The organism is Oceanobacillus profundus (assembly GCF_003515705.1).
GTDB lineage: Bacteria > Bacillota > Bacilli > Bacillales > Amphibacillaceae > Oceanobacillus > Oceanobacillus profundus.
The window spans coordinates 88,428-101,346 of the sequence record NZ_QWEH01000014.1 but is presented as its reverse complement, the minus strand read 5'-3'; the positions used below and the strand labels follow the sequence as shown (position 1 = coordinate 101,346).

At 38.0% G+C, this 12,919-nt stretch carries 13 protein-coding genes; 2 read left to right on the top strand and 11 right to left on the bottom strand.

Features of this window, described 5'->3' with window-relative positions; genetic code table 11:
* Positions 1–12 precede the first annotated feature (12 nt).
* The 4 genes from D1B32_RS17505 to D1B32_RS17485 form a co-directional block, all read right to left on the bottom strand.
* Positions 13–891, bottom strand: coding sequence for an ATP-binding protein (locus D1B32_RS17505; protein WP_118890004.1), 879 nt, complete (start codon positions 889–891; stop codon positions 13–15).
* Positions 892–1,404: 513 nt separating this feature from the next.
* Positions 1,405–1,716 (bottom strand): hypothetical protein, encoded by a 312-nt coding sequence (locus D1B32_RS17495; RefSeq protein WP_187393113.1) that lies wholly within the window; start codon positions 1,714–1,716, stop codon positions 1,405–1,407.
* Between the two features lie 21 nt (positions 1,717–1,737).
* On the bottom strand, positions 1,738–2,298 hold the full coding sequence (locus tag D1B32_RS17490; RefSeq protein WP_118890002.1) for a DUF2812 domain-containing protein: 561 nt from the start codon (positions 2,296–2,298) through the stop codon (positions 1,738–1,740).
* A gap of 14 nt (positions 2,299–2,312) precedes the next feature.
* The gene (locus D1B32_RS17485; protein ID WP_095308316.1) at positions 2,313–2,621 is read right to left on the bottom strand and encodes a PadR family transcriptional regulator; all 309 of its coding nucleotides are present in this window, start codon (positions 2,619–2,621) and stop codon (positions 2,313–2,315) included.
* Positions 2,622–3,006: 385 nt separating this feature from the next.
* Here D1B32_RS17485 and D1B32_RS17480 point away from each other — a divergent pair, with 385 nt between their 5' ends.
* Complete coding sequence (locus tag D1B32_RS17480) at positions 3,007–3,615, top strand: DUF2599 domain-containing protein (protein WP_158586288.1); 609 nt, start codon at positions 3,007–3,009, stop codon at positions 3,613–3,615.
* A 571-nt stretch (positions 3,616–4,186) separates the two neighbouring features.
* Here the strand turns inward: D1B32_RS17480 and D1B32_RS17475 are convergent.
* From D1B32_RS17475 to D1B32_RS24045, 5 genes are all read right to left on the bottom strand, one after another.
* On the bottom strand, positions 4,187–5,305 hold the full coding sequence (locus tag D1B32_RS17475) for an RNA-guided endonuclease TnpB family protein (RefSeq protein ID WP_118890000.1): 1,119 nt from the start codon (positions 5,303–5,305) through the stop codon (positions 4,187–4,189).
* Between the two features lie 517 nt (positions 5,306–5,822).
* Positions 5,823–6,023: a hypothetical protein gene (locus D1B32_RS17470; protein WP_095308313.1), complete on the bottom strand. Its 201-nt coding sequence runs from the start codon at positions 6,021–6,023 to the stop codon at positions 5,823–5,825.
* A gap of 56 nt (positions 6,024–6,079) precedes the next feature.
* Positions 6,080–6,754 carry a phosphatase PAP2 family protein gene (locus tag D1B32_RS17465; protein WP_095308312.1) on the bottom strand — a complete coding sequence of 225 codons (675 nt, stop codon included), beginning with the start codon at positions 6,752–6,754 and terminating at the stop codon, positions 6,080–6,082.
* Between the two features lie 487 nt (positions 6,755–7,241).
* Positions 7,242–8,153: a DMT family transporter gene (locus D1B32_RS17460; RefSeq protein WP_240033829.1), complete on the bottom strand. Its 912-nt coding sequence runs from the start codon at positions 8,151–8,153 to the stop codon at positions 7,242–7,244.
* Between the two features lie 191 nt (positions 8,154–8,344).
* Positions 8,345–8,518 (bottom strand): hypothetical protein, encoded by a 174-nt coding sequence (locus tag D1B32_RS24045; protein WP_168927297.1) that lies wholly within the window; start codon positions 8,516–8,518, stop codon positions 8,345–8,347.
* Positions 8,519–8,657: 139 nt separating this feature from the next.
* Here D1B32_RS24045 and D1B32_RS17455 point away from each other — a divergent pair, with 139 nt between their 5' ends.
* Positions 8,658–9,575 carry an SDR family oxidoreductase gene (locus D1B32_RS17455; RefSeq protein ID WP_118889999.1) on the top strand — a complete coding sequence of 306 codons (918 nt, stop codon included), beginning with the start codon at positions 8,658–8,660 and terminating at the stop codon, positions 9,573–9,575.
* Positions 9,576–9,975: 400 nt separating this feature from the next.
* Here D1B32_RS17455 and D1B32_RS17450 read toward each other — a convergent pair whose 3' ends face one another.
* Positions 9,976–10,755: a Cof-type HAD-IIB family hydrolase gene (locus D1B32_RS17450; protein WP_118889998.1), complete on the bottom strand. Its 780-nt coding sequence runs from the start codon at positions 10,753–10,755 to the stop codon at positions 9,976–9,978.
* A 156-nt stretch (positions 10,756–10,911) separates the two neighbouring features.
* Positions 10,912–12,831, bottom strand: a complete 1,920-nt coding sequence (locus tag D1B32_RS17445) for a BglG family transcription antiterminator (RefSeq protein ID WP_118889997.1) — start codon at positions 12,829–12,831, stop codon at positions 10,912–10,914.
* Between the last annotated feature and the right edge of the window lie 88 nt (positions 12,832–12,919).

Here is a 12,919-nt window from a genome sequence, read left to right as displayed (position 1 = left end):
GCATTCTCCTTTTTAAAATAGCGTTTCAGCTAAGTTCTTCACAAATTCACGTTCTCGCTCTTCATCCAATTTGTCAACGATTGAACGTAAAATAGCACGTTTGGGAGGTATCAAGACACTCAAATCACACGCATCAAGTAACGCACGAATTGATGCCGCATCCTCGGATAGCTTTCCTTGAAAGACAGCTGTAATTAAATCTCCAGATAATTTTACAAATAAATTAATTAATGTCTCATCTGCCAACTTTGTATTGGAAACGATAAGTTGCTTCAATTGCTCGCCCTCGATGTATGGAACCTCAATGACGATAAAACGGTTTTTCAACGCTTCGTTAAGCGGAACAGTACCAATATACCCTTCATTAATCGCAGCAATCACGCCAAAACCTTCCTTGGCAGTAATCATTTCATTTGTAAATGGATTCGTGATTGTTCTCCGATAATCAAGCACCCCATTAATAAGCGGCAATGTTTCCGGCTTAGCCATGTTTACCTCATCAATATATAAGAAGCAACCAGCCTTCATCGCATTTGTCACCGGTCCCGGGATAAACTCAATCACCTGCTTTTCACCTTCGTAAGCAAGTGTTTTAAACCCAAGCAAGCTTTCCGCATCCAAATCCACCGAGCAGTTCACACTGAACATCGGCTGCTGGAACAGCTGGGATAGCGTCTCCGCAAATTTCGTTTTTCCCGCTCCAGTAGGACCTTTTAACAAGACATTTTTTCCCATACTTAACGCAGTAATAGCATCCGTTAGCAAATCCATATGTGGCGGCACATAGCCACCAGGCCGAATTAAATCTTGAAACTCCTCTGCTTGTCTTGCTTTTTGCGTTTCTTCTAGTTGTTGGTTTATATTTTCAGGTAACTGATAATTTATATTCATTGTAAAAACTCCTTCCTAAGACATTGTATACGTGATTAGGGGGAGAAATCAAAGATTGCCTTCTGCATTATAGTGGAATGATTGTGTGGAAATGCTACTTATTTTGGAAGTGCGTGCTGAGATGGTGTCTTATTTTTGCGTTTGGTGCTTTAGCAGGGCGGGGATGGTGTCTTATTTTTTGCGTTTGGTGCTTTAGAAGGGCGGGATGGTGTCTTATTCTTGCGTTTGGTGCTTTAGCGTGTGGCGATGGTGTCTTATTTTTTGCGTTTGGTGCTTTAGCGTGTGCCGGTGGTGCCTTATTTTTGCGTTTGGTGCTTTAGCGAAAAGGGGTAGCGTCAGGAAAATGCGTATTAACAACGTTAGGGAATCCAGATATAAAATAAGCCTAATTTCTCGGTAGTTTTAGTGAGAAATTAGGCTTTGATTACTTCCATTAACGACCCTTACAGCTGAAGACGGTTGTTTTCTTAGAATGGAAGTGCTTTTCATGTTCCATCTATCTATGAGTAGCTATCATTTACTTTTTTTGTTATATACAATTGCAGTAATTACATTAAGTACAATAGTAACTATAGAAAGCAGGAAAGAAAGACGAACCACACCCTTAGAGGTGTCCATAAGAGCCGACCAATCCTCTATCCTGACTAAGTAATCGTTATATAAAATTTGAAAACATAGCGAGATTACACAGGCACTAAAACTTGCTATCGAAAATAAAACCCAAGTTTTGTTATTATCTTTATTACGCTTTGCCAGACTTGCAATAGGCAATATCCATGCAATCAAACCCAGCACAAGGCTTCCGATATTTAACAAACCATACATAATCATGTCTCCTTTCTAATTCTAATCCATATTTTCAATTATTTTCTTGAGTTTGAAAAATCCTGATAAATATTTCGTGGAGTAAAGAGTCAATATTAATCCGCCAAGCCATATCAGCGATACAATGAAAATGATGCCTAATGGGAAGAAGCTATAAAGAAACATATTTAATGCTAATACACATGAAATGATAACCGAAATGACTGTTAGAGGGATAAGTTGAACCAGTTTGCGCTTGATAATCTTTCTGCACATAGCGAGTTTCGTTTCACGATCACTGAATATTTTTTCTTCGCTACACTGTAAAGCAGGTTTTGAAAAATAAAATCTGCCGTCTTTTTCAGCCACGAATTCCCATCCAAAATCAGTAAATAATTGTACATATTCACTTTTACGCTGCTCTTTCGGATTAAAGTCTATCTGATAGATAGCAGCTTCTTTATCGCATTTTTCAAAAAGATATTTCTTGCCTCTTGTATCGGTCAATCTCCATCCAGCGTTGTGTTGAGAGGATAAAAATTCTTGCTCCTCCTCAAAATCGGATATATAAAAGCTCCTTCTGATTGTTTTCTTTTCAGTCATTATTGCATCCCTCCCTATGCTCTTGTGTTTTTATATAATCTTTCAATACGCAGGATTTCAATGTCTAATATTTCACGTCCTAAATCAGTGATTTTATAAAATTTTCGATTGCTCTCTGTTTTCACAAGAACAATTAGCCCATCTTTCTCCATTTTGGACAAACTGGTATAAACCGTCCCTGCCCCTAAATCTATTTCACCTTTTGTGAGGGTTTTTACGTGTTTCATGATACTATAACCATGCATTTCACTTTGCAAAGCAAACAGGATATAAAAGCTGGTTTCTGTCATTGGCATATAAAACCTACGTATTCTTTTATCCAATCAAACACCACCTTCCTTATAGCGTACTACGATATAAATGATTATAGCGAAGTGTGATACATTTGTCAAAACCTGATTTTAAAGAACGGAATAATCACTGAAAGCCGTGAATTACGCTTCTAATAGCAATTCACTACTAACAAATATAACTAATTTACAAAAAATTTACAAAAAACAGTAATACTATCCTATTTGGTTTTAAGGGGTAGTTTACTAGAATGGAAAGAGACAGGGGTGGTACTTAGGTAGTTTTACTAATGGGCTCAGGTGTGATAGACGGAGGGAGTGATACTGACGGGCAATAAGGCAATAAAGCATTGAAACATTTCTATTAATCAACTAAAACTACAAACTATTTTTAAGTAGAATGAGAGGAGAAATCAGAATGAAAAACAAACTGAAAACGGCGGCTTTCATTGCATTAACTACTCTTATGGTATTGGGTAATTTTAATCCAGTTTCCGCAGCAACTGAAACGGATGAATTTAAATATTTAAAGGACGCAATCGAAACAGTTGACGCTGTACCTTCTGAGGAAAGAGATCAATACTTGGAAGATAACCGTGATTGGATTGATGAAGTTGGAGTGAGACTGGAATCTTATGTAGAATCCTTTCCAGAAGGGGAGCAAAATGATGTAGTTACGCGTCTTTTAAGCGATAACGCTATAGGAGAAATCGAAATCGCACTTAGCGGAAATCTTGATGAATACTTTAATAACGTATGGACTTCTACACGTGGGGGTTATTACACATATTCAATGGAACCAAAGTGGTCCGTCAGACTTTGGGGGCCAACAATGGAGGCTGCTTGGAATGAATTAGGAAGAAACTATAGTGGTATCCGAAACGACAACGGAAGTTTATGGAACCAATATAAATGCCATTGGGATTATGATGTTTTTGGTGCAGTAGCAGGAAGCTGGGATTTAGAGGTGGGTAGACCGATTGTTTCTGACTGGGAAATGTTCACGTCTCGTTGCAATCCGTCGTAATTAAATAATCAAATTTATTGAGTAGCAAAGAACAATTTTTAATCTAAGTATTGCAGCAGCGCAACAGACGATAGGAAGCAGAATTGCTATAATATGGTAGACTGTGTACGCTAAGAGAAAACCTGGTGAAAACCGGAGGAGCAAAGCGCCATATAATCTGGCTGCAAACCTAATAGACCAATGTAACCAATCCATTTATATGGTGACATCATCCGAGAAGAGGTTGCGTTACATACTCTAAGACCACTAAAACTGTCTTAACGTTGTTAATCCGCATTTTCCTGACGGTATCCCTTAAAGGCAAAAGGAGCTTGGGTTCGATTCCAAACTCCTTTTTTTAATACTCTTTCCTCGATTCTAAGAAATGAATTGATGGAAGGATGGTATTCTTTATTTTTGATTGCGTGTCCAGTTACGGAATGTCACATTACATGGAATGCCTTGAGTGAACTACCCACCACTTAGCTAACCTTATGGTCTGCTTGAAGTGGGGGCTTCTCGACTTATCGTTACTTTTACTAGCTAACGAAAAATGACCGAGCTAACCCTCTTGTTCCAAGAGTTTTTGTTTCTATGATAATGCTAATAAGCGTAATCCTTCATTCTTGATATTGATAGCTGAATTGTAGTCACGATCTGCCACATAACCGCAAGAGCATTGGTATGTACGGTCAGATAGCGCCATAGGCTTTTCTGCACCACAACAAGAACATTTTTTAGTAGAAGGAAACCATTTGTCAATTTTCATGAGTTGCTTCCCCAGTTCTTTTAGCTTGTATTCTAAAAACGTAGTGAACATACCCCACCCATTATCATGAACGCTTTTACCAAAGTAAAGGGTTTTAGACATACCTTTCATATCTAAGTCCTCTATACTAACCGCATCGTAGTTTGAAGCCAATTCTTTTGACTTATGATGAAGGAAGTTTTTACGTTGATTTGCGGTTTTTTCTTGCAATCGAGCTACTTTCAATCGTTGTTTTTCCCATCGTGCAGAACCATACTTTTTTCGAGATAAAATACGCTGTTCCTTTGCTAGTTTGTCTAATGATTGACAATAGAAACGAGGGTAATTGGCTTTCTCACCCTGTTCGCTTTCAACATATAGACCATCCATTGCAAAGTCTAATCCGACAACATGTTGAACGTTTACAGGCTTAATCTCTTTCTCATATTCTGTCAAAATAGAAATATAGTATTTTCCTGATTTTGTTTTGGTAATCGTACAGGACTTTATTTTATAATCAGCAGGGAGGTCTCGATGCTGTTTGATTTTTAGTGTCTGTTTTATTTTGGGCAATTTGATATGGCGATCTTTCAATTTGATATTCTCATTTACCATATTTGTTGTATAAGATTGTTTATCTTTTTGGCTTTTGAATTTCGGGTAGTTTGCACGACCTTCAAAGAAGTTTTTATAAGCTACTTGCAAGTTAATCTGTGCATTTGCCAAAGCCAATGAATCGACTTCTTTTAGGAATGGAAATTCACTTTTATAGGTAGCAGGGGTCGGAAACTTTTGTTTTTTGCATTTTTCTTTGTCGTTTTTGTATTTCTCATACGTTTCTTTACGGTCTGCTAACATTTTGTTGTAGACAAAACGAACACACCCAAACGTTTTAGCAAGAAATATTACTTGGTCTTTATTCGGTAATAATCGAAATTTGAAGGCTTTATGTTGCTTCGTCATATCCATTCACCTGCTTCGATAAAGAATATATGTTCTTATTATATCGTAGGAAGGGATGCTTGGCTATCGCCAACCGAAATTCATCTCCCACCTACTCATTAGGCTAACGCCATAATGCCATTCACATTCCTTGAGGATGGGAGACTTCTTTCGGAAATCCGTTAAAACGTATGGTTTTATCCGTTTCCCTCACGCCGCGACTTTCCGCTTCTCTATAAATCTTTTTTCTAGCATGGACAGGCACAAATTCCATTAATCCAATGGGTTTCCCGTCTTCGATGAGCTTAATAGAAACGAACGGTCCTTCTTCACCATTTCCGTTATCATCACGTCGATATATTTATAATTAATGACCTTCAGCCATTGATGGGAACGTTTATTGATATGATACTTCGAATCCTTTCGCTTCAGGACAATCCCTTCCAGGTCTTATTCCTTTACTAAATGGAAATACGGCACGCCACCCCTTCGCCCCATTGAACCTGCACTGTCTTTTCCGAATGGAATTCCAGCTGATTCAGAAGTTTTTTGCGTTCGATAAGCGGGAAAGACGTAATCCTTTCACCGGCATAAGCTTCATCCGCAGTACGTTTCCAGTCACAATTTCATAGAACAAATTTACAGATAAAAGGTTTGCTTCTTCTTTATCACAGATGACCGTCACTTCCCCCTCTAGTCCTGTCAGGGTAGCAACTTCCATCAAAACGAGCTGTTTCATCAAGTTTTTCTACAGGTGTTCTATAATCAACCGTTTGTGCAATATACGGGATAAAATTATCTATAATCCCTCTTTTTCAGCAGTTTGATCTTTTCAAAGTGCTTATCTCTATATTTCTGAAAAAGTCCAACTACAATTGTTAGCCAAAATCCACTAGCGAAGTATCCACCAATAATATCACTCGGATAATGTACACCAAGATAGACTCTACTGATTCCAATCAAAACAATAAATAGGCTGCTAAATAGTATTAAGATAGTACGTCCAGTGCGATTTGGAATATGACGCCATAAGAGGAATGCTAGAATGCCATAAAATGCAAAGGCATTCATTGCATGACCACTAGGAAAACTATAACCACCAATATCAATTAGACGATGAAACTCTGGACGTGCTCGATGAAAGATTTGTTTTAAAATCCAATTTAGGATTGGCGTACTAATAACAACCGACCAAAGTAAAATGATTTCTAATCGATGTTTCATTACAACATATAGAAACAGAGAAGTCAGCAGAACAATGACAAGCATGGCAGAAAAAGAGCCAATGAATGTGAAAAACTTCATGATGGACGTTAGTGTTGATGTTTCGAATTCTTGAAAATAGGTAATCACTGTACGATCAAAGTTCGTAATATCTTGATTGACTGCAAAAATCACCATTATACTAAATCCGAAAAGCGTGACTAAACCGGTAATCAATGCCCCTGTCGAGTGCTTTTTATGTATCATGCTGAAAAACTCCTTAGATGAAATTACCTTTTATTTAGAGATACACGGAATCTTACCGCCTTCCCCAACAATACTTTCTTTGCGTATTATTACCTTACTTCCACCACTATATTTAAATTGTTAAAAGTTATCTGCTATCCTGGAGTATCCATTTGTATTGCATTTTTACGTCTATTTTATTATATATTGGACAGATGACGGATCTTAGAGGATACGGCACCAGCGCATGGAACGAAATCATGGAAAAACTTATTCAAACGACGTACCACTGTTGAACGTTTTCCATCCCGTCACAATCCTTAATTTTTCTCCAGAACGCGTCCGAACAAATGGCTTTCATCTGGTGTTTGAAACTCTATCAACAATGGCTCACTCTTCATTCTATTTTTTTATTATGCTCCAATCGCACCTCAAAACGGACACCCAACAACGTTCGGATACCCCATACCATGAAAAAATTTTAACTAACTAAGTTCTTAGTCATGAATCAGGAAGCTCGTCCCCGCCAATTAATCACAATAATTCCAACTGCAACTAGCAAAATCGAAAAAAGAATAAATACATTTAACGTCTCTCCAGGAATAAACATCGCGGATAGCACAGTTCCCGACACAGGAACAACAAATTTGTAAATACTTATCTCGCCAGCTTTATTATATTTTAAAATCGAATACCAGAGCGCAAATGCAACGGCCGATAAAATTGCGGAATAGATAAATAAAGCCGTACCGAGACCATTAAAGATAATTGCATTTTCACCTAGCTGCGGATAGCCGACCGCAAGTAAAAGCACAGCACCTATTGTTAGCTGCCAGCCTGTCAATGCGAATGGATGGATACCAACCGCTAATTCTTTTGCCATAATCGTTCCAATTGCACCTGTCAGCGCAGCTAATATCATGTAGCCTTCCCCAGTAAATTGAAATGCCAGCTCAAATTCCTGTCCCCAATTCGCAACGATAATCCCGGAAAAACCGGCGATTAGGCCAATAACTTTTTTCCAATTCATCCGATCATTTTTGTAGTAGTAATGTGCTAGGATAACGGTAAAGAAGGTGGCACTTGCTGATAAAATCGATCCTTGCATACCTGACACTTTTGCTAAACCATTGTAAAAGAAAAAGTATTGTAACGAAGTTTGAATAAATCCAAGGATAACAATGACCATCAGCTGTCTTTTTGTAATGATAACTTTCTTTGGGTTGGTTAGAAGCAGTCCAACAAGCACAATAAGTCCAGCTAGTAAAAAGCGCCAGCCGGCAAAGACAATTTTTGCAAAGGTATCATCAGGTGCCATTTGCAGTTCTTCATAGCTTACCTTTAAAACAGGAAAAGCACTCCCCCATAAAAGCGAGCAAAAGATTGCAATACCAATGACTGCCCATTTATTTTGAAACATGTTTTTCACGTAAAATTCATCTCCTGCTAATTCTAGTTGTACAATAGTCTAATGTAGCTTATAGATAGGTATTTGGTCAAGCAAAGAAAACTTGGCATTCGCAAGCTTTTAACGAATGTCTTAGTTGAACTTATATAAAAAGATAGTTTTAAAATAACCCAGCTAGAATTAGCCGGGCTATGCCTTAACAGTTAAATAATCGGATAATACTGCTCATATCTCGGATTGCAGTAATAAGGTGGTCTTGGCCCGATTTTCGGAACAAGCCACAAATTCGGGTTATCATCATATCGCATTTTTTCTTTTTCGTCGGAATGCGTAACTAATAACAGTTTTACCTCTGGATTGTAATAATCATGCATCATTATAAACCCCTCCTGCCTATGCTTTCCAATTACTTTATTCACCTCACACCGTTCATGAGCACGTACATTTAACCGATGCACAACATCCGCCCATTTTTCATAAATTAATTTCAGTATGAATGATGGAGGAGGAAATAGAATGACAAAGGATTATGGAGACGAGCAAACTTATCCTATGTATCCCAATTACGGAAAAATAACGCGGTATGAGGATATCGCTATTACGGTTCCTGAACAACGTCAATATCGACAGCCAGGTGTAGAAGCCAAAATGGTACCGAGACCAATCATCGAAAATCCGAATTATAAAGGAAGTGGAAAGTTAAAAGGTAAAGTTGCTCTGATTACTGGCGGTGACAGTGGAATGGGAGCTGCTGCGGCAATTGCTTTTGCAAAAGAAGGAGCAGATATTGCCATTTCCTATTTGGATGAACATGATGATGCAAACCGAACGAAAAACAGAATCCACGAGCTTGGCAGAGAGTGTCTCCTGTTACCTGGTGACCTTAGAAACAAACAGCAATGTATCGCTATTGTTGAAGAGACAATTAATACTTTCGGGAAGCTTGACATTCTGTGCAATCATGTAGGTATTCAATTTCAACAACTAAGTTTGCTCGATATTACCGATGAACAATTCGATGACACATTCAAGGTAAATATCTATTCCCATTTTTACACCACACGCGCTGCACTTAAATACTTAGAAGCAGGTAGCTCCATTATTAACACCTCTTCTGTTGTCGCTTTTGATGGAAATGATCAGCTCATTGATTACACAGCAACTAAAGGTGCAAACATCGGCTTTACACGAGCATTGGCAAACAGCTTAGTACGTAAAGGAATACGTGTTAACGCAATTGCACCCGGACGGATTTGGACCCCACTCATTCCATCCAGCTTTTCCGCCGACCAAGTTCCCCTTGCAGGTAATCCAATGGATCGTCAAGGCCAGCCGTTTGAAGTGGCTCCCACATTTGTCTATCTTGCCTCAGATGATTCAAGATTCGTAACTGGACAAACGTTGCATGTAAATGGCGGGCAGGCGCTTTCATAGTATTATGTTTATATCTTAATGAATGACTCTTTACTGTTTGGATGGATCGTGCGTTAGCTTTCGGTTTGGTGTCATAGAGATGGGGGATGGTTTTGGTGTCATAGAGATGAGGGATGGTGCGTTAATTTTGGATTTGGTGTCATAGAGATGAGAGATGGTGCGTTAGTTTTGGGTTTGGTGTCATAGAGATGGCGGATGGTGCGTTAGTTTTGGGTTTGGTGTCATAGAGATGGCGGATGGTGCGTTAGTTTTGGGTTTGGTGCTTTAACCAGGACGGATGGTGCGTTAGTTTTGGGTTTGGTGCTTTAGCCAGGACGGATGGTGCGTTAGTTTTGGATTTGGTGCTTTAGCGACGGTGGATGGAGGGCAGTCAAATCGACTGCCCTATTTCTAGATTAATTTACTTCAACAGACCGACCAACTGCAGTCCGTGTAAAATTCCATCTTCCCCTACATCTTTTGTCACAAATTTCGCAGCTTTTTTAGCTAAATCATGTCCATTTCCCATTGCAACACTATTATGAACATACGTAAGCATTTCAACATCGTTTAATCCATCACCAAATGCATATACGTGTTCAGGCGAAACACCTAAATGATTTACTAGATTTTCAATGCCCATCGCCTTTGACCCACCTAATGGCAAAACATCGACAGAATATTGATGCCAGCGGACAAAATCAAGCTGATCTACTGCTTCTTTGTATGCTGATTCATGCTCATTCTTACAAAAAAGCAGCGTTTGGTAGATTTCATTATTTTCATAGAAACTGGGATCAAATCCCACTTTATTATTCACTTTCAACGAATCGATTGCCTCTGCCAATTCAGCATGCTCTTCCACATTCGAATACCAGCCTTCATGATCCATGTAGATCAGCGGATGCCCATGCTTCCTAGCATGGACAGTTAATTGTTCCAGCAAATCGCGTTTGATTGGGTTTTTATAAACGATTTCATCGTCCCTTACAACATATTGCCCATTAAAACCTACAAACGTATTGATATTTAACACTTCACGCAGGTTTTTAAAATTAAAGGGTGAACGGCCAGTCGCAATTGCAATTTCATGTCCTTCTCCTTGAAGCGTTTGAATAGCTTCCTTTGTTGATGCAGGGAGTTGTTTCTCATCGTTATACAACGTTCCATCTATGTCAAAAATAATTAACTTTTTTTGCATGTTGCTACCTCTTTCTATGGGGGTTCTACTGTTTAGCTTAAGGGAAAAGGTGGGGGAATGCAATTTATTCGGTTAGATAGAAATAAGAATGGGAAAGAATTTGTTGCAGAGAGATGTTTCGCTCGGATATTTAAAAATGTCACGCAGCTCTTTATTTTATAAACTCCCAACAAACTCTTTATAATCCCTGGCTTTAATCAACCTTTCAACCATCGTACTACTATCAATTATCTCTCCGAGCATTTCGTACATTGCCTGCAGGTCTTCTTGTGAATCTTTCTTAACACATAGAAGGCATATAAATTGAACAGGTTTGTCCCCCCATTTTATTGGCTTTTCTAATGTACATACAGTCAGAAAGGTTTTTTCTGTTTTTGGTGTGATTGGATGTGGTATTGCCACTAAATTGCCATACGAAGTAGGAGCAACTTCCTCCCTTCCGTATACCGCTTCTAGAAACGTCTCATCCACTAAACCTTTCTTTAGCAATTCATCATTTAGAAAGCTCAAAACCTCATCCATCGTTTGGTGTTTTTTCCGAGGAAACATTAGCTCTTCACTAAAATAGGTATTTATAGATTGACCCTGTTCCCCTATAAATCGCCCAATTTTTGTTAAATCTTGATCTCCTAAAATGGCATTAACTTGAACAACTGGTACTGGGATATTATCTTGAATTGGAATTGAACTGACAATAAAATCTATATCATACAAACTATAATCACGTAATTTATAATATTCTGTTGTTCCAACAATATCTAAATCCTTACCAAATTGATTTTTCAATTTATAATAGATTAATTGCGCTGTTCCAAAGCCTGACGCACATATGATTAAACAGCGCTTTGGTCCACTTTTCAGCTTTCTTCTTTCTATCGCTGCTCCTATATGAAGGGCAATATAGCCAACCTCAGGTTCATCTATTTCAGTCCCTGTTTCTTCTCCGATAATTATTCCGGCATAAACAGCTGCTTCAAATGCTAATGGATAATTCTTTTTTATATCTTCCAGCATCGGATTACGGATGTTCATTCCATACTTATACCGATTAACAGCCGGCTTCAAATGAAGACTTAACCCAAGTATTAACTCCTTATCCTCGTTAATTCCAAGGTTTAATTCTTGCTCGATTTTATTCAATGCCGATGTGACAAGATGAAGAATATCCTCATCAATTACCTCTTCAACGGCATCATTCGCCTGAGAAAGCATTTTTGTTCCAAGTAAATGTATTGCAATATAGGCTACCTCCAATTGTGGAAATTCAACTTGGAACTTTTCTTCTATCTCTTTTACGATTTCCTGCGCAACTTTGTATTCTTTTTGTTTTAAAATATCCTGTAAATCCATATTGTATAATTTCACATGATTACCACTTTTTATTCGCTTATAAGCAATGGCAATATGAACGAGTAAATTATTCAATGCTATGTCTGATAGCGTGATGGAATGAGCGTTAATTTGCTTGATGATAATCTTTAAAAAACCATCAAGTACTTTCTGATCAAAGGAAGCTAGATATGGATCCATCAATTGCTCTCCAATATCTTCATTCCAATCAAAAATATATTCTGCCATACAAAAACGGAGTTTCATTTCATTCCCTTTTACTTTCAAACCATAATTTGGACGCACATCTAAACTAAGTTCGTATTTAAATAGTATTTCTCTAACTTGCTTTAAATCATTTTGAATAGTAGACCTGCTGATATACATCTCATCAGCTAAATCATCTAACTTAATATAATTCTTATGAAGCAGAAGTCGTATGATGATATATTTCGTTCTTTCTTCCGGTGTCTTTGGAACAAATCCGTTTATCGACTGACCAACATTTGATATTTCTGTTAAAAAATCTCGGAAAAGTTGTTCTTCCATAATTTTCAGCTGATATCCCTTGCCCTTTAATGACTCAATCATAGCTCCATTTCCCTCTAGTAGCATCGAAAGATTTTTAATATCTTCTCTCGTAGTTCGTACGGATACTTGTGTTATAGAAGCTAAGTACGTCCCTGTAATAGGAGATTCAACTGCGATTAATTCTCGTAATATCGCTTTCATTCTGTATTCTAGCATTTTCTTAATCCACCCTCTTTCGGTGTACCAATTACGATTAACATGAATCTTTTATCACTAACCTTGCCCTCTATCATTATTTTAACCA

Coding starts and splice junctions, on each gene's coding strand:
- D1B32_RS17475 (WP_118890000.1), bottom strand. CDS start 5,305: ATGACGAAGCAACATAAAGCCTTCAAATTTCGATTATTACCGAATAAA.
- D1B32_RS24045 (WP_168927297.1), bottom strand. CDS start 8,518: ATGATGCATGATTATTACAATCCAGAGGTAAAACTGTTATTAGTTACG.
- D1B32_RS17480 (WP_158586288.1), top strand. CDS start 3,007: ATGAAAAACAAACTGAAAACGGCGGCTTTCATTGCATTAACTACTCTT.
- D1B32_RS17505 (WP_118890004.1), bottom strand. CDS start 891: ATGAATATAAATTATCAGTTACCTGAAAATATAAACCAACAACTAGAA.
- D1B32_RS17495 (WP_187393113.1), bottom strand. CDS start 1,716: ATGTATGGTTTGTTAAATATCGGAAGCCTTGTGCTGGGTTTGATTGCA.
- D1B32_RS17455 (WP_118889999.1), top strand. CDS start 8,658: ATGACAAAGGATTATGGAGACGAGCAAACTTATCCTATGTATCCCAAT.
- D1B32_RS17450 (WP_118889998.1), bottom strand. CDS start 10,755: ATGCAAAAAAAGTTAATTATTTTTGACATAGATGGAACGTTGTATAAC.
- D1B32_RS17470 (WP_095308313.1), bottom strand. CDS start 6,023: ATGAAACAGCTCGTTTTGATGGAAGTTGCTACCCTGACAGGACTAGAG.
- D1B32_RS17445 (WP_118889997.1), bottom strand. CDS start 12,831: ATGCTAGAATACAGAATGAAAGCGATATTACGAGAATTAATCGCAGTT.
- D1B32_RS17490 (WP_118890002.1), bottom strand. CDS start 2,298: ATGACTGAAAAGAAAACAATCAGAAGGAGCTTTTATATATCCGATTTT.
- D1B32_RS17465 (WP_095308312.1), bottom strand. CDS start 6,754: ATGATACATAAAAAGCACTCGACAGGGGCATTGATTACCGGTTTAGTC.
- D1B32_RS17460 (WP_240033829.1), bottom strand. CDS start 8,153: ATGTTTCAAAATAAATGGGCAGTCATTGGTATTGCAATCTTTTGCTCG.